We start from the raw sequence: 21,687 nt of genomic DNA on the forward strand, positions 1-21,687 counted from the left end.
GGCTATTTTCACGGAAGGCGACACACCGCGCCAGTCCTCTGACCAGCATCACGCGAAATGAGGCGTGGACGATGCGGTATCGAAAGCGGTTCGTTGCCTGTTGATAGGTATAGTCCATCGGACGCTAGCTGGCAGCTAGCAGTCTGAAGCGTCACAGGACACTGGCTAGGCAAAGGAGCCTGAACAGATGACCGCACCGAAGCGCGCCCCCGAATACGGGCCTGCAGGGTCGATGGGATCTTCCCTGAACACGCTGGTACGCGCCTTTCCGATGAGCGATGGCGCCGCAGCCGAAGTGATCGAGGACGCGGCCAGTCTGGCCGCACGAGTCCTCGGATTCGGTGTCCGAATGACGGTGCGCACGGTGCTGCAGATCGGCAGCCACGCCCCTACGCTCCCGTACCCGTTTGGGCTGCTCGAAGAGCTGGGCCGCTTCCTGGTTCCCCCGCGCGGCACGGTCAAGGCGACGGTGACGCTGCCGAACACCAATGCGCGGTTGATTCGCGCCCAGGGTGTCGGTCCGGTGGACGGCACCGGACGCGTGGTCTTGTACCTGCACGGCGGCGCCTTCATCGTGGGCGGTCCAAACACCCACAGCGCCTTGGTGTCCACCATCTCCCAGCACGCGGACGCACCGTGTCTGCTGGTCGACTACCGGATGCCGCCCAAGGCCTCCCTGGACCAGGCGGTCGACGACTGCCTGGACGGGTACCGCTGGCTGCGCGGGCAGGGCTACGCGCCGGAACAGATCGTATTCGCGGGCGATTCTGCCGGCGGTTTTCTCTCGGTGGCGGTGGCCCAGCGGCTGCTCGCAGAGGACGGTGAGGTCCCGGCCGCGCTGGCCCTCATCTCGCCACTGATCGAGCTGGATCCGGCGCCCAAGGTCGCGCATGAGAACGCCAAGACCGATGTCATGCTGCCGCCCAACTGTTTTGAGGCGCTGCAGAAGATCCTTACCAAGGCCGGAGGTGGCGTTCCGCCCCAGGAGATCATCGACAAGGTCGACGGCCGGATGCCGCAGACTCTGGTGCATTGCTCCGGCTCGGAGGTGCTGTTGTACGACGCGCGCCTGCTGGGGCAGCGCCTCGCCGAGCAGGGTGTGCCGGTGGAGATCAAGGTCTGGCCCGGTCAGATGCACGTCTTCCAGGTGGCGACCAAGGTCGTGCCCGAGGCCAAGAGGTCCCTGGCGCAGATCGGCCAGTACATCCGCGACGCCGTGCCCGAGACTTCCTCGGCCGAGTTCGTCGCACCCGCGGCGGTTTGATCGCTCCGTCAGCTCCCCTGTGCGCGGGCCGGCCGCCGGTCTAATAGCGTTACCGGTATGCGCATTGCCCAGCATGTCTCCGATCTGATCGGTAACACCCCCCTTGTCCAGCTCAACTCGGTGGTGCCCGCGGGTGGCGCGGTTGTGGCGGCCAAGATCGAGTACCTGAATCCCGGCGGTAGCTCCAAGGACCGCATCGCCGTCAAGATGATCGAGGCGGCCGAGGAAGCGGGCCTGCTCAAGCCCGGTGGCACCATCGTCGAACCCACATCGGGCAACACCGGCGTCGGACTGGCACTGGTGGCCCAGCGCAAGGGCTATCACTGCGTGTTCGTGTGCCCCGACAAGGTCAGCGAAGACAAGCGGAATGTGTTGCGGGCCTACGGGGCCGAGGTCGTGGTGTGCCCCACGGCCGTACCACCGGAGCACCCGGACAGCTACTACAACGTTTCGGACCGTCTGGTGCGTGAGATCGAGGGCGCCTGGAAGCCCGACCAATACTCCAATCCGAACGGACCGGCCAGCCACTACGAGACCACCGGACCGGAGATCTGGGCCGACACCGACGGCAAGATCACCCATTTCGTCGCCGGAGTGGGAACCGGAGGGACCATTACCGGTGCGGGCCGATACCTCAAGGAGGTCTCGGGAGGCGCGGTGAAGGTCGTCGGTGCGGATCCGGAGGGGTCCGTGTACTCCGGAGGGACGGGCCGCCCGTACCTCGTCGAGGGTGTGGGAGAGGACTTTTGGCCCACCGCCTACGACCCGAGCGTGGTCGATGAGGTCATCGCGGTATCCGACGCCGACTCGTTCGAGATGACACGACGGCTCGCGCGCGAAGAAGGGTTGCTGGTCGGCGGATCCTGCGGCATGGCCGTGGTGGCGGCAATTCGACTGGCCGAGAAGGCCGGACCCGACGCCGTGATCGTGGTGCTGTTGCCGGACGGTGGCCGCGGGTACCTGTCCAAGGTGTTCAACGACTCCTGGATGTCCTCCTACGGCTTCCTGCGCAGCCGCCTCGACGGCAGCAAGTCCGAGCCCACCGTCGGCGATGTGTTGCGTGGAAAGTCCGGTGCGCTACCGGATTTGGTGCACACCCACCCGTCGGAGACGGTGCGCGATGCCATCGAGATCTTGCGTGAGTACGGGGTGTCGCAGATGCCTGTCGTCGGCGCCGAGCCGCCCGTCATGGCCGGCGAGGTCGCCGGGTCGGTGTCCGAAAGGGAGCTGCTGTCAGCGGTATTCGAGGGCCGGGCGCAACTGGCCGATGCCGTGTCCCAGCACATGAGTCCGCCGTTGCCACTGGTGGGTGCCGGCGAACCGCTGAGCACCGCGGGGTCCATGTTGCGCGACACCGACGCGGTGATGGTTATCGACGAGGGCAAGCCCGTCGGTGTCATTACCCGCCATGACCTGCTCGGATTCGTATCCTCCGGTAGAGGCGTGCGGCACTGAATTTGGTCCCAAATCGTTTCGCAGAAGCCAACCTGTGGAAACGCTGAAAGCGTAATGTCCTCTGTTGCTCGACGCTCATGCGTGCCATACGAACTGGAGGACAACCGTGACTGAAGTTCCACCACCCTTGCCGCAGGATCCGGGCGGTTACCCGCCGCCTCCGCCGGCAGCCGGTGCACCAGGTCTACCGGGCGGCAATTTCGAAATCTGGCTCCGGCGTGTCGGTGCCTACATCATCGACGTCATTCCGGTGGCTCTGCTGAGCGGTATCGGCGGCGGAATCGCGGGCGGAACCGCTACGACCGCTGATTGCATCAGCGACTCCTACGGCGACCCCATGACCGGCGGAATGAGCTACATCAGCTGCCAGCCGGAGTACACCGGCGTGGGCTGGGCCGCCTACATTCTGTTCACCCTCGCGGCGATCGCGTTCGCGGTGTGGAACTGGGGCCTGAAGCAGGGCACCACCGGATCGAGCATCGGCAAGGGCCTGCTCGGTATCCGGGTACTGGGTGAGGCGACCGGCCAGCCGATCGGATTCGGCATGTCCGTCGTCCGTCAGATCGCGCACTTCTTGGACGCGGTCATCTGTTACATCGGCTTCCTGCTGCCGTTGTTCACGGCCAAACGGCAGACGATCGCCGACATGCTAGTGAAGACCGTAGTCGTTCCCAAGTAGAAGTAACCCGTTCGGCGGCGTTGGGCTGTCTCACGTCACGCGGTCCGTATAGGCTCGGACCCGATGAGTGAGCAGCGCAGCGCCGCCGACGCGTCTCGGTGGCAAGGGTTTTCCACACGGGCCATCCATGGCGGTTTCCATGCCGATCCGCAGACCGGTGCGGTCAACGTGCCGATCTATGCCAGCTCGACCTTCGCCCAGGATGGCGTCGGCCAGCTGCGCGGTGGATTCGAGTACGCGCGTACCGGCAACCCCACTCGAGCGGTTCTTGAAGCCTCGCTGGCCGCATTGGAGGACGCCCACTTCGGCAGGGCGTTCGCATCGGGTATGGCGGCCACCGACTGCGTGCTGCGCGCGTTGTTGCGCCCCGGCGATCACCTGATCATCCCCAACGACGCCTATGGCGGCACCTTCCGGCTGATCGACAAGGTGTTCTCGCAGTGGGGAATTAGCCACACACCTGTTCCGGTGGCCGATGTCGACGCCATTCGCACCGCCATCACCCCCCAGACCAAGCTGATCTGGCTGGAGACACCCACCAATCCGCTGCTGAGCATCGCCGATATCGCGGCCGTGGCCCAGGTGGCTGCCGAGTATTCCGTGAAGCTCTTGGTGGACAACACCTTCGCATCGCCCGCGCTGCAGCAGCCGCTGAATCTGGGTGCCGATATCGCGTTGCATTCCACCACCAAATACATTGGCGGACACTCCGATGTGGTGGGCGGCGCCCTGCTCACCAACGACGAGGAATTGGATACCGCGTTCGCCTTCCTGCAGAACGGGTCGGGCGCTGTACCGGGCCCGTTCGATGCCTACCTCACCTATCGGGGTATCAAGACATTGGCGTTGCGCATGCAGCGGCACAGTGAGAATGCTCAGACGGTCGCCGAGTTCTTGGCGGGGCACCCCGCGGTCGCCAACACCATCTACCCGGGCCTGGACCGTCATCCCGGACATGCGGTGGCGGCCAAGCAGATGCGCGGATTCGGCGGCATGATCAGCGTGCGCCTCGCCGGAGGACGTCAGGCCGCGCTCGATTTGTGCTCGCGAACAGAGCTTTTCATTCTCGCTGAATCCTTGGGCGGCGTGGAGTCGCTGATCGAGCATCCGGGCGCGATGACGCACGCGTCGACCGCCGGATCGCTGCTGGAGGTACCCGAGGACTTGGTGCGGTTGTCCGTGGGTATCGAAGAGGTCGGCGACTTGATCGGAGATCTCGAACAAGCCTTGCGCTAGGCGCGTCGCGTCTAGTTCATCGAGTGCAGGGCCGCGGAGATCACCGCGCCGGTCACGGCGAGATTGACCGCCGGGCCGCGATTGTCACGAACCTGGGCCGCCCAGCCGCCGTCGGCGATGGTCTGCGACCACCGGGACACCTGCTGCTTGCCGACGGGATCCAGGCTCAGTATCGCGTCGAATCCGTTGACCCCGTGCAGTACTGCGATGATCGCGGCCGTGCTGGGAGCGGGCGGGGCATAGTGGAACAACACATCCGTGACGCCCTGTCGCACCGCGTTCGCACGCTCGTTGTTGGTCACCGGCCAGTACTTCTCCGGGAAGAGCCGGCTGCCCATGCGAACCGTGTGGATATCCCCGGTGATCTCCAGCCTGTGCAGCATCTGGGAGTTGACGCCGCGACCAACCTTGGTGATCGCCTCGGTCGGGCTCATCGGCCGTCGTCGCAGCCGGTGCACCGCCCTGTCGAGCACGGGATCCCCGATATCGGGCGCCTGTAGCACCAGCAGATCGCCGGCCTTCCCCGGTTCACCGTGGGTGGCCGGCCGGACGCGTTGTGCCAGAGCAAGATCCAGAATGATCGCGGCGGCGAGCGCCTGCGTACGCCGATCCTTGTCCAGCAGCGGCCGTCCGGAGGCATTGTTCAGCAACAGAAGCAGGAGGTCCTCCGCAATCTGTGGCATGAGGGGACAATAGCGGCAGAACTGGTGACATGATGCGTGGCATGGGCATCCAGGCAGCGGGAGCAACAGGGTTGGTGACGGTCCAGGAGATCCAGGAGGTGGCTGAGCGTCTCGCTCCTGTGATGCGGCGCACACCGGTGGTGGCTTTTCGGGCGCTCAGTGAACGCTGCGGTCACGAGGTACGGCTCAAATGCGAAAACCTGCAACGCACAGGATCTTTCAAACCGCGTGGCGCCTACAACCGGATCAGCCTGCTGCCCGACGACCAGCGGGTGAACGGTGTGGTGGCCGCCAGCGCGGGTAACCACGCCCAGGGTGTGGCCTGGGCCGCGACCACGCTTGGCATCCCGTCCACGGTGTTCATGCCGGTAGGGGCCGCGCTGCCCAAGATCGTCGCCACCCGCGCCTACGGCGCCACGGTGCACCTCACCGGCACGACCATCGACGAGGCGCTGTTGGCCGCGACGGAGTTCGCGGCGGAGACCGGTGCGGTACTCATCCACCCCTTCGACCATCGGGACGTCGTGGCCGGGCAGGCCACCGTTGGGCTGGAGATTCTGGAGCAGCTTCCGGATGTGGGCACCATCGTGGTGCCCGCGGGCGGCGGCGGGCTGGTCGCGGGTATCGCCGCGGTGGTCAAAGCGGCCCGGCCCGAGGTGCGGATCATCGCGGTACAGGCCGCGGGTGCGGCCGCCTGGCCGGTGTCGCTGCAAGCCGGGCATCCGGTGGCGCTGGAATCCATGGAGACCATGGCGGACGGCATCGCGGTAGGCAAGCCAGGGGCGGTGCCGTTCGAGCATGTGGCCGCGCTGGTCGACGACGTGGTCACGGTCAGTGAGGAGGCGCTCTCACGCGGGCTGCTGCTGTGCCTGGAGCGGGCCAAGCTGGTGGTGGAGCCGGCCGGCGCGGCCGCGGTGGCGGCACTGCTCACGTTGTCCGCCGAGGAGCTGGACCTGCGCGGCCCGGTATGCGCGGTGCTCTCGGGCGGAAACATCGATCCGCTGCTGCTCACCCACGTCATCACCCACGGTCTGCGGGCGGCCGGACGTTATCTGACGGTGCGTGTGACCGTCGCGGACGCGCCGGGTGGTCTGTCGGGTCTTCTCGACGTGTTCCGGGGGTCAGGGGCCAGCGTCGTCGACGTGACCCACTGGCGTAATAGCGAGCGTCTGCGTCTCGGTGAGGTGGATGTGCTGGCGACCGTCGAAACCAGGGGCCCAGAACACCGTCAGGCCGTTCTCGACGCCATCGTCGCGGCCGGGCTGACCGTCGAGGAAGAGCGGTAGCCGCTAAGTCCACAACGAGCGCGAGCCTCACGCGGATTTCGGGTCAGATTTCCGCGTGAGGCTCGCGCTCGCTCGACGAACTAGGGGAAAGAATCAGTCGTGGTAGGGCTCGGCGCTGACGAGCGTCACCTTGACCTCGGCGCCATTGGGCACGGTGTAGGTGCGGGTCTCGCCGACCTTGGCGTCGATGAGTGCACCACCCAGCGGTGAGCTGGGGGAGTACACCTCGAGCTTGCCGTCCTTGACGCCCTCCTGGCGGGTGGCGATGAGGAAGGTCTCGGTGTCGTCCTTGTCTCCGTCGTAGTAGACCTTGACGACCGAACCGGGCAGCGCGATACCGGACTGCGTCGGGACCTCACCGACCTTGGCGTTGTTGAGCAGCTCTTGCAGCTGACGGATGCGCGCTTCCTGCTGGCCCTGCTCTTCGCGTGCGGCGTGGTAGCCGCCGTTCTCGCGCAGGTCTCCCTCTTCGCGGCGCTCGTTGATCTCGGCGGCGATGACGGGGCGGTTGGCGATCAGTTGGTCGAGTTCCGCCTTGAGCCGATCATGTGACTCCTGGGTCAGCCAGGTCACCTGGGTGTCGGTCATGGTGCAGGTACTCCTTGTCTCAGGCCAGCAACGTCCACTGGCGCTCATCTATCGGGTGCCGGGTCGGGTGCATTGCTGCGGGTTTGACTGTCCAAAATGCAGCAATACACGGTCCCAGCAGGGATCCGTGTATCCGCCCAGCATACCACTGTCGCTGTGATGTTCAGCCTATTTTTGGACGAGGTTTGCCCGATGTGAACGTTGCCGACGTGTGTCTGTCGGCCCCCAGCGTGGTCCGATGACGCCGATCGTCAGGAAATCGGCGTCAGGATGCGACCAGATACGGCGGAACCGCAAGACTGCAGCCGTAGACGTCTCCGGTCACCGGAGGATGAGTGGTCTTCACTAGGGCTGTGACCGGCACCGATCGCTGTGACGACGGCGGCACCAGCACCTCGCGTCGTCCGGTCTCGTTCCCGTCGATGGACCGTGCCCGCAAGATGCAGACCGCCGGCCGCGACGGATCTTTCCGTTCCACCGAGGCCGTGACCGATACCGTGGACGAGTCCACGAGCTTGTAGGCGGAAAGTTCGCCCTTGACGTCTCCGGGGCCCAATCGGGCATATCCGATCGCGGCGATCGCGACTCCGGCCACGATCACCAACGCGGTCAGCCCGACCGCGATCCAGCGGCCGCGGTTGGGCTTGGCGGGCTTGGTGCCGTAACGGTCCTCTGGTCGCTGCACGGGTCAACGGTATGACGGGTATACCCGGGATGAAACGATGGGGGCGCGAGAGCAGTGACGGCTGACAGAAAGAGGCGGGCGCACGGGTGACCGGATGGCGATTGATGGCGGTGCACGCCCACCCCGATGACGAGGCCAGCAAGGGTGCCGCGACCACGGCGCGGTACGCGGCCGAGGGCAACGACGTCATCGTGGTGACGCTGACGGGCGGCGAGCGCGGCGACATCCTCAACCCGGCGATGGACCGCCCCGAGGTGGCCGCGAACATCGGAACCATCCGTCGCGAGGAGATGGCCAAGGCGGCGGCCGAGCTGGGTGTGCAACACCGCTGGCTGGGGTATGTCGACTCGGGCCTTCCGCAGGGCGACCCGCTGCCCCCGCTGCCCTCGGATTCGTTTGCATTGGTGCCCATCGAGGAGCCGATCGCCAAGCTGGTCGCGGTGATCCGGGAGTTCCGGCCACATGTCATGACGACCTACGACGAGAATGGCGGCTACCCGCACCCGGATCACATCCGGTGCCACGAGGTGTCGATGGCCGCCTTCGAGGCCGCTGCGGACCCGGAGCAGTTCCCCGAGGCCGGCGAGCCGTGGACCGTCAGCAAGATCTACTACAACCATGGATTCATGCGGGCCCGCATGCAGTTACTCAACGACGAGTGCAAGAAGCACGGATACAAGGGGCCGTTCGACGAATGGCTTGAGCGCTGGCCGGCCGATGACGACGTCTTGGATCGCCGGGTGACCACTCGGGTGCCCTGCGCCGACTTCTTCGACGCCAGGGATGCCGCGCTACGCGCGCATGCGTCTCAAATTCCGCCGGACAGTAGCTTTTTCGCGGTCCCGCGTGAGTTCGAGCGTCGGCTGTGGCCCACCGAGGATTTCGAGCTCGCGAAATCACGCGTGCCAACGAGCACCCCCGAGGACGACTTGTTCGCAGGAGTTGAGGCCAAATGATGTTGATGGATGCTGTGCTGGTGCTCGCCGACGAGAAGAGCCCGACCAACATCGGGCCAGATTTCGGTAAGGCGGGTCCGTTCGGATTGACGGTGGTGGTGCTGCTGCTGGTGGGCACCTTCTTCCTGATTCGGTCGATGAACGCGCATCTGCGCAAGCTGCCGGAGACGTTTGATCCCGAGCATCCCGAGCCTGATCAGGCCGTCGACGACGGCACGGTCGGAGCCGCCGATGAACCCGAAAAGCCTTCGGGCTCCGCCGATCAGCGGGGCGATGACCGTTAACCGGCTCGGCGAGGCGACCAGCCCATACCTGCGCCAGCACGTCGACAATCCTGTGCACTGGCAGCAGTGGACGCCAGAGGCATTGCAGGAAGCGCAGTCTCGCGATGTGCCCATCCTGTTGTCGATCGGGTACGCAGCCTGCCATTGGTGTCATGTGATGGCCCACGAGTCCTTCGAGGACGACGAGGTGGCTGCCGTCATGAACGCCGGTTTCGTCAACATCAAGGTTGACCGCGAGGAGCGTCCCGATTTGGACGCCGTCTACATGAACGCCACCGTCGCGATGAACGGTCAGGGCGGCTGGCCGATGACGTGTTTCCTCACCCCGGACGGGCGGCCCTTCTATACCGGCACGTACTACCCGAAACAGGGTTTTCTGCAGTTACTTTCGGCGGTTCGTGAGACCTGGGAGCAGCGCCGCGACGAGGTGGAAGAGGCGGCCTCCAGCATCACCGGCCAGCTGCAGGCGATGTCGGGCCGCCTGCCCGCCGGGCCCGGTGTGGATGTCGCGCTGTGCGATACCGCGATCGCGGCGATTCTGCCCGCGGAAGACATGCGCTTCGGAGGATTCGGCGGGGCGCCGAAGTTTCCGCCATCGGCTCTGCTGGAGGCGTTGCTGCGCGGATACGAACGCACGGCAGACGCGGCGGTGCTCGGGGTGGTGGCACGCACCGCCACAGCGATGGCGCGTGGCGGTATCTACGACCAACTGGCCGGCGGCTTTGCGCGGTACAGCGTGGACGCGGCCTGGGTGGTGCCGCACTTCGAGAAGATGCTGTACGACAACGCGCTGCTGCTGCGGGTCTACGCGCACTGGGCTCGCCGCACCGGCGATGCCCTGGCGCGGCGCATCGCCTCCGAGACGGCCGATTTCCTGCTGCACGAGCTACGGGTGGGCGACCTGTTCGTCTCATCGCTGGACGCCGACGCCGCCGGCTCCGAGGGTTCCACCTATGTGTGGACGCCCGAACAACTCGCCGAGGTGTTGGGTGCAGAGGACGGCGATTGGGCGGCAACGCTTTTCGAGGTGACGGCGGCGGGCACCTTCGAGCACGGCAGCTCGGTGCTGCAGCTTCTGCAGGATCCCGATGACGTTGACCGGTGGCAGAACGTGCGCACAGCCTTACTGGCGGCGAGGTTGCAGCGAGTGCAGCCGGGCCGTGACGACAAGGCCGTCACCGCCTGGAACGGGCTGACCATCACCGCGCTCGTCGAAGCCTCGATCGCCCTGGATCGCGACGATCTGTTGGATGCGGCCGCGGGTTGCGCCGCCAGGCTGCTGGAGCTGCATCTGCGCGAGGGGCGTTTGCGCCGTGCGAGTCTGGGTGGGCAGGTCTCCGACGGGGACGGTGTGCTGGAGGACTACGGCACCCTCGCAACAGGCCTGCTGTCGCTGTATCAGGTGACCGGTCAATGGCGTTGGCGGGAGGCCGCTACCGCGCTGCTCGACACCGCGCTCGATCATTTCGCCGATCCGGAATCGCCCGGTGCATGGTTCGACATCGCCGACGATGCCGAGCAGCTGGTGCTGCGGCCCAGCGATCCCCTGGACGGCGCGACCCCATCAGGGGCGTCCTCGGTGACCGAGGCGCTGCTCACCGGCGGTTACCTCCTGGAGGACTCGCGTTACCGGGAAGCCGCGCACGCCTCGTTGTCGGCGGCGTCCATGGCGCTGGCGCGTGCCCCGCGATCGGCCGGTCATTGGCTGGCGGTGGCCGAAGCCGCGGTCCGGGGCCCGATCCAGGTGGCGGTGGCCTGCGACCCGGAGAACTCACCACTGCTGCGGCAGGCCCGGCTCTCGGCGCCTGGGGGCGCGATTGTGGTTGGCGGGGTCAAGGATTCGAGCGAGCTGCTACGCGATAGGGGGCCGGTGGGCGATGTCGAAGCCGCTTACGTGTGCCGGGGTACCGTCTGCGATCTCCCGGTCACCGGGACCCAACAATTAGACGCCGCGTTGGGTAGGTAGCGTCCGGGGCATGACCGTTACCCGCGAACAAGTTCTCGCTGTCGTCCAGAGCTATTGCGATCTGCTCACCACCGGCACCGCGGCGCAGATCGCCGACCTCTACGCCGATGATGCGACCGTCGAGGATCCGCTGGGCGCCGATGTGCTCAAGGGCCGTGAGGCGATCCAGGGCTTCTACGCCGCCATCGAGCCGCTGGACCGTCATGGCGACCTCAAGCTGGTGCGGGCCACGAACAACGAGGCCGCGTTCCACTTCGAGCTGACCATCAAGCACGAGAACGGTGGCATGGTCATCGCACCGATCGACGTGATGACCTTCAACGACGAGGGCAAGATCAGCTCGATGCGGGCCTTCTGGACCCAGGACGACATCAAGCAGCTCTAACCCTCCCGGGGAGCCGCTACGAGAAGACGGCGAACCAGACCGCGATGTAGTGGCATGTCGCGGCGATGACCGTCGCCGCGTGGAAGAACTCGTGGTGGCCGAAGTGCAGCGGCCACGGGTTGGGCCATTTCGCGGCGTACAGGATCGCGCCGATGCTGTACAGGGCGCCGCCGACGATCAGCAGCACCACCGCGGGCACCCCGGCGCCATTCAGCAGCGTGGGGAAGAAGCCGACCGCCACCCAACCGAGCAGCAGGTACAGCGGCACTCCCACCCACCGCGGAGCCGTCGGCCAGCACATCTTCAAAATCACACCGGCGAGCGCGCCACCCCACACGATGGCGAGCACCAGGTTGCCTTCCGAGGGCGGCATCGCGAGCATGGCAAAGGGTGTGTAGCTGCCCGCGATGAAGACGAAGATCATCGAGTGATCGAGCCGCTTCATCCAGGTGCGGGTGGTCTGGGATTTCCAGTTCACCCGGTGATAGGCGGCGCTCACCCCGAAGACGCCCAGCACCGTCAGGCTGTAGATGGCGGTGGCCAGTCCGGCTTGCGGTGAGCGCACCGACCAGGCGACCGAGACCAGCACGATTCCCGTGACGATGGCGATCACGCAGGCATAGAAATGGATCCAGCCGCGTGCCTTGGGTTTGATCGGCAGGGTCTCGATACCGCCGACAAGCGCTGCCATCGGGAGCGAGAGCTCGGAGGTCGGCGCTTCGGGTGCAGGAGACTCATCGGTCTGCATGCGTCACAGTATCCCTTCCGTACCCAAACCCAGTTTGTGAATGTTGTGTGCAGATCGATATCTGCTGCTCCGGCGTGCGGCGGGCTCGCTAGGCTGGATACGTGGAGATCATCCCGCCGACACTCAAGGAACCGCTGTACAAGCTCTACGAAATGCGGCTCCGCCAGGAGCTGGCCAAGTCGGCGAAACCACGGCACATCGCCGTCCTGTGCGACGGAAACCGCCGCTGGGCCCGGTCGGCGGGGTACACCGACGTCAGCCACGGATACCGGATGGGCGCCCGCAAGATCGGCGAGATGCTCGGCTGGTGCCAGGACGCGGGCGTCGAGATGGCCACCGTGTACCTGTTGTCGGCCGAGAACCTCACCCGTGATCCCGATCAGCTCGGCGAGCTGTTGGAGATCATCACCGATGTCGTCGAAGAGCTGTGTGCCCCGCAGAACAAGTGGAGCGTGCGCAGTGTGGGAGATCTCGATCTGCTGCCCGACGAGGTGGCTGAGCGGATGCGTCAGGCCGTGAAATCGGCGCCCGCGGATGCGGCCTTCCATGTGAATGTGGCGGTCGGCTACGGGGGCAGGCAGGAGATCACCGATGCGGTGCGCACCCTGCTGAACAAGGAGCTGGCCAACGGCGCCACCGCCGAGCAGTTGGTGCAGGCGGTGACCGTCGACGCCATCTCGGAGAACCTGTACACCTCGGGACAGCCGGACCCGGATCTGGTGATCCGGACATCAGGAGAGCAGCGGTTGTCGGGATTCCTGCTTTGGCAGAGCGCGTACTCCGAGATGTGGTTCACCGACGCCTACTGGCCCGAGTTCCGGCGGGTGGATTTCCTGCGCGCGCTGCGTGACTACGCCGCGAGAAACCGGCGGTTCGGCCAGTAGTTAACGGCGGCCCATCAGCTCGTCGATCTCGCCGACGGTCCATACCGGGGCCTCGCGGTATCCCAGCGGCGTCGGGACCTGTCGTTTGAAGCGTCCGATGAAACCGCCTGCCGCGATGAATATCTGGCCGGTGATGCGGGCGGAGAGATCCCCGGCGAGGTAGGCGTACAGCGGTGCCACGCATTCCGGCGGTGCGGGTTCGAGCGATGCCTGCAGGGTCATCTCGTCGAGCAGTCCGCGGGCATACAGATCCCGCAGGTGGGCGATGTACTCCCCGCCCTCCGAGAGCCGGGTGCGTGCACCCGGGCAGATCACATTGGCGCGCACACCGCTTTGCTTGAGCTCGGCGGCGATGGCCAGGGTGAGTCCATGGACGGCCGCTTTGCCCGCCGGATATCCGGTGCCGCCGTAGATGCCCAGGGCGGCAGTCGATCCGGTATTGACGATGGCTCCGTGCCGCTGGGCGGCCATGAGCGGCGCGGCGACGCGGCAGGTGTGGAACACCGTGCCCAGATGCGCGTCGATCAGCCGGTGGAAGTCCTCGGGGGTGATGGTCAGGATGGACGACCCGGCCGGCTCCGGTATGCCCGCGCAGTTGATCAACGCGTCGAGGCCGCCGAACTCGGTGCGGCAGGTGTCGATCAGATCCGTGGCCGTCTGTTCGTTATCGGGCGACCCCACGAAAGCGACCGCTGCGCCCCCGGCTGACGTGATCGCGGCGACCGTCTCCTCGACGGCGTCGGAATATCGGCCGTTGACAACCACATTCGCGCCGAGTTCACCCAGGAGCCGGGCCACCGCCCGGCCGATTCCGCGGCTACCGCCGACGACAACACAATTGGCCATCAGGACATCAGTGCGCGACCGGGCAGTAGGCTGTGTCGAACTTCTTGATGCCGTTGATCCAGCCCGAATGAAACCGCGGAGCGTCCCCGATCCGCGAGATGTCAGGCATTCGATCGGCGATCTTGTTGAAGATGATCTCCAGCTCAACCTTGGCCAGGTTGGCGCCGAGGCAGTAGTGGGCTCCCGTGCCGCCGAAGCCCAGATGCGGATTGGGATCACGGGTGATGTCGAAGCTGTGCGGGTTTTCGAACACCTCCTCGTCGAAGTTGGCCGACGGGTAGAGCATGACCACTCGCTCACCGGCCTTGATGGGAACTCCACCGATCGTGGTGTCCTGCAACGCGGTGCGCTGTTGCGAGATCAGCGGGGAGGTGTATCGGACGATCTCGTCGACGGCACAGGCAGGCCTGTCCCGTTTGAACAGTTCCCACTGATCGGGGTGTTCCAGGAAAGCCATCATGCCCATGGTGGTTGCGTTACGGGTGGTTTCGTTGCCCGCAACCGACAGCATCACCACGAAGAACCCGAACTGCTCGGGGGTGAGCTGCTCGCCGTCCACCGTCCCGGTCAGCAGGCGGGAAACCACATCATTGCCCGGACAGTCCCGGCGTTGTTCGGCGAGCTGATAGGAGTATCCGAGGATCTGGGCGGCACCGATACGGGGATCGATCTCGACATCGGCCTCGTCGTATCCCGTCATCTGGTTGCTCCATTCGAAGAGCTTGACGCGGTCTTCCTCTGGGACGCCGATCAATTCGGCGATGGCCTGCATGGGTAACTCACTGGCCACCTCGCGCACGAATTCGCCGTGTCCACCCTCGATGGCGGCCCGTACGATGCGTTCCGCCCGCTCCTCCAGGGTGATGCGCAAAGCCGCGATCGAGCGTGGGGTGAACATGCGCGACACCAGCCCGCGGAGCTGGGTGTGTTCGGGAGCGTCCTTGTTGATGAGGACAGACAGCGTGGCCTGGAACTCCTCGGGGCTGATGTGGTCCTCGAGACGGGGGATGGCGCCCTTGCGGCCCGACGAGAAGATGTCTGTGTGTAGTGAAACCTGCCGCACGTCACGATGTTTGGAAATCACCCAATACCCGTCGTCGGCGAATCCGCCCACCGTGCGCGGCTGCGGGTTCCACCAGACGGGTGCCTCCCGGCGCAGGGTCGCGAACTCCGCATGTGGCATCCGTTCCCCGTACAGCCCAGGATCGGTGAAATCGAATCCTTCCGGAAGACCAAGCTCCGCGCTGCTTTTCATTGCCATACACCTCCGTATCGGGCCGAGTGTCGACTTCTTGCGCCCGCTACCCGCGCTTCTTCGCAGAAACTCGACACTCGGCGCGGTGGGTGGGGAAGCCCGCCGTTCACCAGAGGGGGACCGGGGTCTTGCCGAGTGGGTAGTAGCCCGGCACCTTCTCGCCCGACAGGCCGCGCTGAATGCGCTTCTGCATGCCCTCGCTGAGCTTGCCCGCCTTGATGAGGTCCATGTACAGGGCGGACACGTGGCCGAAATCGAAGAAGTCACGTTGCCAATTCCATTGGCCATTACCGGCATACCGGAACCAGCTGCCCCCGATGCCATAGATCTCGGACTCACCGCCGTCGGAGTCCGTGGCGATCTGCTTCCAGAATCCGATGACCTCGCCCTGCTTGTCGTCGACGATCACCTTCTGATACGGATACGTCCACCCGTCCAGGCCCTCCATCTCCTGGCCGAGGGCGATATCCCGTATCTCGTCGATGCCGACGCACATCACGTCTTCCTTGGGGCCGATGTTCCAGCCGTAGGTGGCGTCGTCGGTGTAGAAGCGAGCCAGGGGTTTCCAGTCGCCGGCCTTCTCGGCATCCAGATTGGCCTGTAGCCAGTCCGCGACGACATCGTCGAGTTCTTGGCGGGGGAATTGCGGCATCGTTGACGCTCCTAATTCTTCTCTGTGATGAACAAAGCTCGGGCCGGGCATTCCTCGACAGCGCGTTCGATCTCGTCGCGGGCGTCCTCGGGCGGTTCGTGATTCAGGATCTCCACGGTGCCGCGCTTGGGGACGCGGAAGTAATCGGGAGCCTCCAGTTCGCACATCGCGTGCCCCTGACACAGGTCCCTGTCCACCTCGATCCTGAAAGGCATTTCCTCAGGCCCCTCGGCGCCGGTAACGAACCCTGGCGGGCTGCGCCAGCTGCACCACCATCTTGGAGTGATCGTTGTGGTACGAGTCGGCGGGCTGGGCCATCTCGAACTGGTACTCACGCAACAACACCGAGAAGATGGCTTTGATCTGCATAGTGGCGAACGCGGCGCCCACGCAGCGGTGCCGGCCCGCGCCGAACGGTATCCAGGTCCAGCGGTTCACGATGTCTTCCTGGCGCGGCTTCTCGTATCGGTCGGGCACGAATCCGTCCGGGTCGGGGAAGTCTTCGGCGATGCGGTTCGAGACAGCGGGGGAGGCCGCCACCATGTCGCCGTTATGAATGGGAAAACCACCCACTTCGAATTCGCCCTTGGCGACCCGCATCAGGACGATCAAGGGCGGGTGCAGCCGCAGGGTCTCCTTGAGTACATTCTCCAGCTTCGGGATCTGGCGCAGCGCATGGAAACTCACCTCGCTGCCGTCGGCGTACAGCTCGTTCAGCTCGTCGATGACCTGCGTTTGGATATCGGGGTGCCGGAGTAGTTCGATAAGAACCCAGGAGGCTGTTCCCGAGCTGGTGTGGTGCCCGGCGAACATCATGGAGATGAACATGCCGGTGATCTCGTCGGCGGTGAAGCGGGGATTGCCATCCTCGTCCTTGATCATGATCAGCACGTCGAGCATGTCGCGCTGGCTCTTGTCGGTGGGCGGGTTGGTAATCCGGTTGTTCATGATCTCCTGAACCAGCGCCACCAAGCCCTTTCGTGCGGCATCGCGCTGCCGAAAGCTCTCGATCTCCAGGTACGGGTCCACGTAGCACAGCGGGTCGGTGCCCTGCTCAAGCTGGTGGTAAAGGTGGGCGAACCGGCCGTCGAGTTCATCGCGAAACTTCTTGCCGATCAGGCACGCCGAAGAGGTGTAGATGGTCAGCTCGGCGAAGAACTCGAGAAGGTCGATCTCACCTCTCTCACCCCATTGCGAGATCATCTGCCGGACTTCGTTTTCGATGGTGGCCGCGTGGCCCTTCATCTGTTCGCCGCGCAGCGCCGCGTTGTGCAGCATCTCCTTGCGGCGTTCGGGATCGGCATCGAACACCACGCCCTTGCCGAAGATCGGCGTCATGAACGGGTACGCCTCGGCCTGATCCAAATCGTCGTCGCTGGAGCGGAAGAAGAATTCGTTGGCCTCGGCGCCGGAGAGAAACACGACCTGTTTGTCGGCAAGCTGGAAGGTGCCGACGTTCCCGCATTCCTCCCGGATGCGCCGCATCAGTGCGATGGGGTCGGTGCGGAATTCCTCGAGGTGGCCGTACTGGTCCTCACCACCGGAGACCCGCGGAACGGTGGGAGTGGTCATGATGGCATTCCTTCCTCACCAAGCTCGAGTTTCTGTTTGTCGGCGGGTGCATCTGTGAGAGGTGCCTCCGGCTGCACCTCCATCTCTGCGATGTGTGCGCCCCTGGGTGTTTCGGCGACGAAGGTGACCGCGCGTGCGATGTCCGAGGGGCGCAGGAAGTAGGAGTGCCGCGCTTGTCCCCACGTCTTCCAGTCCTCCAGCATGGGGCCGACCTGCTCGGCGGAGAGCTGCCAGCCCATCGAGGTCAAGGTCGGCCCGGGGTGCACGATCGAGGCCCTGACGCCGGTGCCCTCCAACTCCATGCGCATGGTGTTCACCATGGCGAGCAGGGCCGCCTTGGCCGCTCCGTAGGCGCCCATGTGGGGGCGCTGGTGCAGTGCGACATCGGATCCGATGAAGACCACATCGCCGCGCCGCCGAGCCACCATGTCGGGCACGATCGCGGTGGCGAGCCGATTGGCACCCAACAGATGCACCTGAATCTGCGCGGCGAAGGTGTCGGCGCTCATTTCATGGACCCGCCCCGGGTACATGTCGCCGGCACCCGACACCAGCAGGTCGATCTCGCCCAGTGCATCGATGCTCTGCGCAACAAAGGACTTCACCGAGTCCGCGTCGGTGACGTCCAGAGGGAAGGCGACCGCCTCTCCGCCGTCGGCCTGGATCTTCTCGACGAGTTCGGTCAGCTTGTCGACGCGGCGGGCGCCGAGCGCCACCGGAAATCCACGGCCCGCGAGCTCGATTGCCGTCGCCGCGCCGATACCTGAGGAAGCTCCGGCGATGATCGACGGACGTCGGCGTGGGTGGGGCTCAAAACGGGGCATCAACAGACCTCCACGGTGATGGGCAGATACGCGAACCCGCGGACATTGCTGGAATGCACACGAACGGAAGCGCTTTCATCAATCTCGTAACGGCGAATCCGGGTGAAGAGCTCGGTCAGCGCCACCTTGGCCTCCATCCGTGCCAGATGCGCACCGAGGCAGAAATGTGCACCGCTACCAAAGCTCACGAGCTTGGCGCCAATCTCTCGCCCGATGCGGTACTCGTCGGCGTTCTCGAACACCCGGTCGTCGCGGTTGGCCGAGCCGGGCAGTAACAGCAGGATGTCACCGGCGGAAACTGTGGTGTCGTAGAAGGTCATATCCGTTGCCACGGTGCGCGCGAGGATCTGGCTTGAGGTGTCGTACCGCAGTGACTCCTCCACCCATAACGGTATGAGCTCGTGATCGGCGTGGACGGCGGCAAGCTGGTCGGGGTTGCGGTGGCCCCAGTACACGGCGTTGGCGAGCAGCTTGGTGGTCGTCTCGTTGCCGGCGATCACCATGAGGAACAGGAAGGCGAGCACTTCTTCGTCAGTGAGGCGGTCGCCGTCGATTTCCGCCTGCAGGAGAGCGGAAGTCAGATCCTCTGTTGGGCGCCGACGACGCTCTTTGACCATGTCGATGTAGTAAGTCATCAGGTCGAAGGAGGCCTGGATGGCCTCGGGCGGCACGTCGGCGAGGCCATCCTCGCGGTGCATCACTCCGTCGGCTAACTCCCGGATGCGGGTACGGTCGGGCTCGGGCACACCCATCAGCTCCGAGATGACGTCCATGGGCAGCTTGCCGGCATAGTCGGCGACGAAATCGAAGCTTTCCGACTGCAGGGCTTTGTCCAGGTGCGTGCGAGCGAGTGCGACGACCCGTCCTTCAAGCTCACGGATTCGCCTGGGAGTGAACCCCTTCGACACCAGTGTGCGAAGCCGAAGATGCTCGGGGTCATCCATCGCCAGGAACGACATCACCAGTTTGGCGTGTGGCCCGAAGGAGGCCTTGTCCATCGAGACACCGTTGGAGTTGGACAGTGCCTCGCTGTTCCTGAAGCCCTGCAGCACATCCTGATGACGCGAGAGTGCCCAGAAGTTCAGGTCGTCGTTGCGGTACAGCGGTGCCTCGTCGCGTAGGCGCCGGTAGTACGGGTATGGGTCCTCGTGAAAGTCGTAGTCGTACGGATCGAAAACCACAGAGGACATCGAGGCGGCCGTCATTCGTTGCCTCCCAGCATGAGGCCCACCACGAAGGTCAGCTTGTCGGCGATCTCGTGATAGGTGAAGGTGCCGCTGCCCGCGTGCATGAGGGCACCGAAGAAGGTCATTTCGAGGGCCGACACCACGCGCGGATCGGCATCGGGTCCCATTGCTGAGCGGATCCTGCGATGGATTTCCAGCCCGATCTTGTCGCGGACGGCACGCACGGCCTCGTCGTTGTTGCTCAGCAGCGCGGTCGTGCACCCCGTTGCGATTTCGGGCTCGTCGGCGACCACCAATGCCAGGCTGCGCAGCGTTTTGGTGACCCGGGCGGTCTGGCCGTCGTTGACGTCGGTGAAGTAGGGCGCTTCGTGGATGAGGTCGAGGTAGATCTCGGCCACCAGATGGCTCTTGGAGGAGAAATAGGTGTACGCGGTCGCGGGGGCCACCTTCGCGCGCGCGGCCACGCCGCGGATGGTCATATCCGCGTACGTCGTCTCGCCGAGCATCTCCCGGCCTGCGGTGACGATCTTGCGGATCGTCTCTTCCTGTCGCCGGTTTCGCGGCGAGTCGCTTGTCAAGGTCACCACAGCTTCACTGGACACGTGTCCAGATTAGCGTGTGCGCGGTACCTGGGCAATACGGTTCATGAAAAATACTGTCCAACACTAGTTTTTGAGCAGTAACCGCATGCACTCTTGCCATGGCTTGATTCGGGTGGTTATGGTTCACCAGTAAGGAATGGACATGTGTCCAGATTCTTGGAATGAGGTGACATGGCGCTTCTGGCCGATGGCGACAGTGATCTGTTCATCGACGGAAAGTTGATTCCCGGCGGTGCCGGACGGTTCCCTACGGTGAACCCGGCCACCGAGGAGGTGCTCGGAACCGCGGCCGATGCCGATGTCGATGACATGAGCCGTGCCATCGAGGCAGCGCGCCGCGCGTTCGACGACACCGATTGGTCACGCAATGTGGAGCTGCGTGTGCGATGCCTGCGGCAGCTCCGGGATGGCATGAGGGCTCATATCGAGGAGCTGCGCGACCTGACCATCGCCGAGGTGGGGGCGCCTCGGATGCTGACCGCCGGCGCGCAGCTGGAGGGACCGGTGGACGATCTGCGCTTCGCCGCCGATACCGCGGAATCCTTCGACTGGAACACTGATCTCGGTGTTGCCTCACCGATGGGCATCAAGACTCAACGAACTCTCGTGCGTGAGGCCGTTGGCGTGGTCGGCGCGGTCACGCCGTGGAACTTCCCGCATCAGATCAACCTCGCCAAGGTGGGTCCGGCGCTGGCCGCCGGCAACACCCTGATACTCAAGCCTGCTCCGGATACCCCCTGGTGCGCGGCGGTGCTGGGCCGAATCATCGCCGAGCACACCGATTTTCCGCCGGGCGTCGTCAATGTCGTCACCTCCAGCGACCACCGCATCGGTGCGCAGCTGTCGACGGATCCCCGGGTGGACATGGTGTCGTTCACCGGTTCCACCGCGACCGGGCGCACCGTCATGACCGACGCCGCCGCCACCGTCAAGAAGGTGTTCCTGGAACTCGGTGGCAAGTCGGCGTTCATCGTGCTCGATGACGCCGATCTCGCCGCGGCCTGCTCGGTCTCCGCGTTCACCACGGCGATGCATGCGGGCCAGGGATGTGCCATCACCACCAGGCTTGTCGTACCGCGCGCTCGATACGACGAGGCGGTGCAGGCGGCTGCTGCCACGATGGGCTCGCTCAAGCCGGGGGATCCCACCAAACCGGGAACGATCTGTGGCCCGGTGATCTCGGCCCGCCAGCGCGACCGGGTCCAGTCATACCTGGATCTTGCTGTTGCCGAGGGTGGTTCATTCGCCTGCGGAGGCGGACGGCCAGAGGGACGAGACCGCGGATTCTTCATCGAACCCACCGTCGTCACCGGACTGACCAACGATGCCCGTGTGGCACGGGAGGAGATCTTCGGCCCGGTGCTCGTGGTCATCGCCCATGACGGCGACGGCGACGCGGTGCGGATCGCCAACGATTCACCGTACGGACTGTCCGGGACGGTGTTCAGCGGAGACGATGAGCGTGCGGCGCGAGTGGCATCCCGGCTGCGGGTGGGAACGGTGAACGTCAACGGCGGCGTCTGGTATTCCGCCGACGCGCCCTTCGGCGGCTACAAGCAGTCAGGTAACGGCAGGGAAATGGGTGTCGCCGGTTTCGAGGAATACCTGGAAACCAAAGTCATTGCAACGGCTGTGAAATAGAGGAGATCT

At 65.0% G+C, this 21,687-nt stretch carries 24 protein-coding genes; 11 read left to right on the forward strand and 13 right to left on the reverse strand.

The genetic code is table 11. The features are described from left to right. The first annotated feature begins 187 nt into the window (after positions 1-187). From BB28_RS05785 to BB28_RS05800, 4 genes are all read left to right on the forward strand, one after another. Positions 188-1,264, forward strand: a complete 1,077-nt coding sequence (locus BB28_RS05785) for an alpha/beta hydrolase (RefSeq protein ID WP_046252802.1) — start codon at positions 188-190, stop codon at positions 1,262-1,264. Between the two features lie 57 nt (positions 1,265-1,321). Continuing rightward, positions 1,322-2,719 (forward strand): cystathionine beta-synthase, encoded by a 1,398-nt coding sequence (locus tag BB28_RS05790; protein WP_046252803.1) that lies wholly within the window; start codon positions 1,322-1,324, stop codon positions 2,717-2,719. A 106-nt stretch (positions 2,720-2,825) separates the two neighbouring features. After that, positions 2,826-3,398, forward strand: a complete 573-nt coding sequence (locus BB28_RS05795; protein ID WP_046252804.1) for an RDD family protein — start codon at positions 2,826-2,828, stop codon at positions 3,396-3,398. Positions 3,399-3,461: 63 nt separating this feature from the next. Further along, the gene (locus BB28_RS05800) at positions 3,462-4,634 is read left to right on the forward strand and encodes a cystathionine gamma-synthase (RefSeq protein ID WP_046252805.1); all 1,173 of its coding nucleotides are present in this window, start codon (positions 3,462-3,464) and stop codon (positions 4,632-4,634) included. A gap of 11 nt (positions 4,635-4,645) precedes the next feature. Here BB28_RS05800 and BB28_RS05805 read toward each other — a convergent pair whose 3' ends face one another. Then, positions 4,646-5,317 carry a GOLPH3/VPS74 family protein gene (locus tag BB28_RS05805; protein WP_030094652.1) on the reverse strand — a complete coding sequence of 224 codons (672 nt, stop codon included), beginning with the start codon at positions 5,315-5,317 and terminating at the stop codon, positions 4,646-4,648. Further along, positions 5,278-5,493, reverse strand: coding sequence for a hypothetical protein (locus BB28_RS25495; protein ID WP_225422000.1), 216 nt, complete (start codon positions 5,491-5,493; stop codon positions 5,278-5,280). The genes BB28_RS05805 and BB28_RS25495 overlap by 40 nt, the downstream gene beginning before the upstream one ends. Between BB28_RS25495 and ilvA the strand changes: the two genes are divergently transcribed. Continuing rightward, positions 5,455-6,603, forward strand: coding sequence for a threonine ammonia-lyase (gene ilvA / locus BB28_RS05810; protein ID WP_234801018.1), 1,149 nt, complete (start codon positions 5,455-5,457; stop codon positions 6,601-6,603). The two genes, BB28_RS25495 and ilvA, sit on opposite strands and share 39 nt — an antisense overlap. Before the next feature lie 93 nt (positions 6,604-6,696). Here the strand turns inward: ilvA and greA are convergent, their stop codons facing one another. Together greA and BB28_RS05820 are read right to left on the reverse strand one after the other, a co-directional pair. Continuing rightward, positions 6,697-7,191, reverse strand: coding sequence for a transcription elongation factor GreA (greA, locus tag BB28_RS05815; RefSeq protein WP_046252806.1), 495 nt, complete (start codon positions 7,189-7,191; stop codon positions 6,697-6,699). Between the two features lie 265 nt (positions 7,192-7,456). Next, the gene (locus tag BB28_RS05820) at positions 7,457-7,876 is read right to left on the reverse strand and encodes a DUF4307 domain-containing protein (protein ID WP_030094656.1); all 420 of its coding nucleotides are present in this window, start codon (positions 7,874-7,876) and stop codon (positions 7,457-7,459) included. An 86-nt stretch (positions 7,877-7,962) separates the two neighbouring features. On the opposite strand from BB28_RS05820, the gene mca reads away from it, so the two are divergent. Genes mca through BB28_RS05840 form a run of 4 tightly spaced genes read left to right on the forward strand, consistent with a single transcriptional unit; the run spans position 7,963 to position 11,467 of the window. Then, positions 7,963-8,832, forward strand: coding sequence for a mycothiol conjugate amidase Mca (gene mca, locus BB28_RS05825; RefSeq protein ID WP_046252807.1), 870 nt, complete (start codon positions 7,963-7,965; stop codon positions 8,830-8,832). After that, positions 8,829-9,116, forward strand: a complete 288-nt coding sequence (locus tag BB28_RS05830) for a hypothetical protein (protein ID WP_046252808.1) — start codon at positions 8,829-8,831, stop codon at positions 9,114-9,116. Before mca ends, BB28_RS05830 begins: the two co-directional genes overlap by 4 nt. Next, positions 9,106-11,082, forward strand: coding sequence for a thioredoxin domain-containing protein (locus BB28_RS05835; protein ID WP_075874226.1), 1,977 nt, complete (start codon positions 9,106-9,108; stop codon positions 11,080-11,082). Before BB28_RS05830 ends, BB28_RS05835 begins: the two co-directional genes overlap by 11 nt. Positions 11,083-11,092: 10 nt before the next feature. Then, a complete protein-coding gene (locus BB28_RS05840; protein WP_030094660.1) occupies positions 11,093-11,467 on the forward strand; it encodes a nuclear transport factor 2 family protein in 375 nt (124 codons plus the stop codon). Between the two features lie 16 nt (positions 11,468-11,483). Here BB28_RS05840 and trhA read toward each other — a convergent pair whose 3' ends face one another. Then, the gene (gene trhA / locus BB28_RS05845; RefSeq protein WP_046252809.1) at positions 11,484-12,215 is read right to left on the reverse strand and encodes a PAQR family membrane homeostasis protein TrhA; all 732 of its coding nucleotides are present in this window, start codon (positions 12,213-12,215) and stop codon (positions 11,484-11,486) included. A gap of 101 nt (positions 12,216-12,316) precedes the next feature. Between trhA and BB28_RS05850 the strand changes: the two genes are divergently transcribed. Then, on the forward strand, positions 12,317-13,099 hold the full coding sequence (locus BB28_RS05850) for a (2Z,6E)-farnesyl diphosphate synthase (protein WP_030094662.1): 783 nt from the start codon (positions 12,317-12,319) through the stop codon (positions 13,097-13,099). Here the strand turns inward: BB28_RS05850 and BB28_RS05855 are convergent, their stop codons facing one another. The 8 genes from BB28_RS05855 to BB28_RS05890 form a co-directional block, all read right to left on the reverse strand. Then, positions 13,100-13,945 carry an SDR family NAD(P)-dependent oxidoreductase gene (locus tag BB28_RS05855; protein ID WP_046252810.1) on the reverse strand — a complete coding sequence of 282 codons (846 nt, stop codon included), beginning with the start codon at positions 13,943-13,945 and terminating at the stop codon, positions 13,100-13,102. Between the two features lie 7 nt (positions 13,946-13,952). Then, positions 13,953-15,200 carry a cytochrome P450 gene (locus BB28_RS05860; protein ID WP_046252811.1) on the reverse strand — a complete coding sequence of 416 codons (1,248 nt, stop codon included), beginning with the start codon at positions 15,198-15,200 and terminating at the stop codon, positions 13,953-13,955. Positions 15,201-15,306: 106 nt separating this feature from the next. Then, entirely contained in the window at positions 15,307-15,852 is a 546-nt protein-coding gene (locus tag BB28_RS05865; protein ID WP_046252812.1) for a Cif family virulence factor, read from the reverse strand. 11 nt (positions 15,853-15,863) lie between these two features. Then, on the reverse strand, positions 15,864-16,067 hold the full coding sequence (locus BB28_RS05870) for a ferredoxin (RefSeq protein ID WP_046252813.1): 204 nt from the start codon (positions 16,065-16,067) through the stop codon (positions 15,864-15,866). A 4-nt stretch (positions 16,068-16,071) separates the two neighbouring features. Beyond that, a complete protein-coding gene (locus BB28_RS05875; RefSeq protein WP_046252814.1) occupies positions 16,072-17,424 on the reverse strand; it encodes a cytochrome P450 in 1,353 nt (450 codons plus the stop codon). Further along, positions 17,421-18,248 carry an SDR family oxidoreductase gene (locus BB28_RS05880; protein ID WP_046252815.1) on the reverse strand — a complete coding sequence of 276 codons (828 nt, stop codon included), beginning with the start codon at positions 18,246-18,248 and terminating at the stop codon, positions 17,421-17,423. The genes BB28_RS05875 and BB28_RS05880 overlap by 4 nt, the downstream gene beginning before the upstream one ends. Continuing rightward, entirely contained in the window at positions 18,248-19,453 is a 1,206-nt protein-coding gene (locus BB28_RS05885; RefSeq protein WP_046252816.1) for a cytochrome P450, read from the reverse strand. Before BB28_RS05885 ends, BB28_RS05880 begins: the two co-directional genes overlap by 1 nt. Continuing rightward, positions 19,450-20,037, reverse strand: a complete 588-nt coding sequence (locus tag BB28_RS05890) for a TetR/AcrR family transcriptional regulator (protein WP_046252817.1) — start codon at positions 20,035-20,037, stop codon at positions 19,450-19,452. Before BB28_RS05890 ends, BB28_RS05885 begins: the two co-directional genes overlap by 4 nt. 171 nt (positions 20,038-20,208) lie before the next feature. Between BB28_RS05890 and BB28_RS05895 the strand changes: the two genes are divergently transcribed. Continuing rightward, on the forward strand, positions 20,209-21,678 hold the full coding sequence (locus BB28_RS05895; RefSeq protein ID WP_046252818.1) for an aldehyde dehydrogenase: 1,470 nt from the start codon (positions 20,209-20,211) through the stop codon (positions 21,676-21,678). The last annotated feature ends 9 nt before the right edge of the window (positions 21,679-21,687 follow it).

This window comes from Mycobacteroides chelonae CCUG 47445 (assembly GCF_001632805.1).
In the GTDB taxonomy this organism is placed as follows: domain Bacteria; phylum Actinomycetota; class Actinomycetes; order Mycobacteriales; family Mycobacteriaceae; genus Mycobacterium; species Mycobacterium chelonae.

Bases quoted from the DNA above. Each gene is read 5' to 3' on its own strand.
- BB28_RS05880 (WP_046252815.1), bottom strand. From the start codon at position 18,248: ATGCCCCGTTTTGAGCCCCACCCACGCCGACGTCCGTCGATCATCGCC.
- BB28_RS05860 (WP_046252811.1), bottom strand. From the start codon at position 15,200: ATGAAAAGCAGCGCGGAGCTTGGTCTTCCGGAAGGATTCGATTTCACC.
- BB28_RS05790 (WP_046252803.1), top strand. From the start codon at position 1,322: ATGCGCATTGCCCAGCATGTCTCCGATCTGATCGGTAACACCCCCCTT.
- BB28_RS05865 (WP_046252812.1), bottom strand. From the start codon at position 15,852: ATGCCGCAATTCCCCCGCCAAGAACTCGACGATGTCGTCGCGGACTGG.
- BB28_RS05870 (WP_046252813.1), bottom strand. From the start codon at position 16,067: ATGCCTTTCAGGATCGAGGTGGACAGGGACCTGTGTCAGGGGCACGCG.
- BB28_RS05840 (WP_030094660.1), top strand. From the start codon at position 11,093: ATGACCGTTACCCGCGAACAAGTTCTCGCTGTCGTCCAGAGCTATTGC.
- greA (WP_046252806.1), bottom strand. From the start codon at position 7,191: ATGACCGACACCCAGGTGACCTGGCTGACCCAGGAGTCACATGATCGG.
- BB28_RS05855 (WP_046252810.1), bottom strand. From the start codon at position 13,945: ATGGCCAATTGTGTTGTCGTCGGCGGTAGCCGCGGAATCGGCCGGGCG.
- BB28_RS05805 (WP_030094652.1), bottom strand. From the start codon at position 5,317: ATGCCACAGATTGCGGAGGACCTCCTGCTTCTGTTGCTGAACAATGCC.
- BB28_RS05830 (WP_046252808.1), top strand. From the start codon at position 8,829: ATGATGTTGATGGATGCTGTGCTGGTGCTCGCCGACGAGAAGAGCCCG.
- BB28_RS05885 (WP_046252816.1), bottom strand. From the start codon at position 19,453: ATGACGGCCGCCTCGATGTCCTCTGTGGTTTTCGATCCGTACGACTAC.
- BB28_RS05835 (WP_075874226.1), top strand. From the start codon at position 9,106: ATGACCGTTAACCGGCTCGGCGAGGCGACCAGCCCATACCTGCGCCAG.
- BB28_RS05895 (WP_046252818.1), top strand. From the start codon at position 20,209: ATGGCGCTTCTGGCCGATGGCGACAGTGATCTGTTCATCGACGGAAAG.
- BB28_RS05785 (WP_046252802.1), top strand. From the start codon at position 188: ATGACCGCACCGAAGCGCGCCCCCGAATACGGGCCTGCAGGGTCGATG.
- trhA (WP_046252809.1), bottom strand. From the start codon at position 12,215: ATGCAGACCGATGAGTCTCCTGCACCCGAAGCGCCGACCTCCGAGCTC.
- BB28_RS05875 (WP_046252814.1), bottom strand. From the start codon at position 17,424: ATGACCACTCCCACCGTTCCGCGGGTCTCCGGTGGTGAGGACCAGTAC.
- BB28_RS05800 (WP_046252805.1), top strand. From the start codon at position 3,462: ATGAGTGAGCAGCGCAGCGCCGCCGACGCGTCTCGGTGGCAAGGGTTT.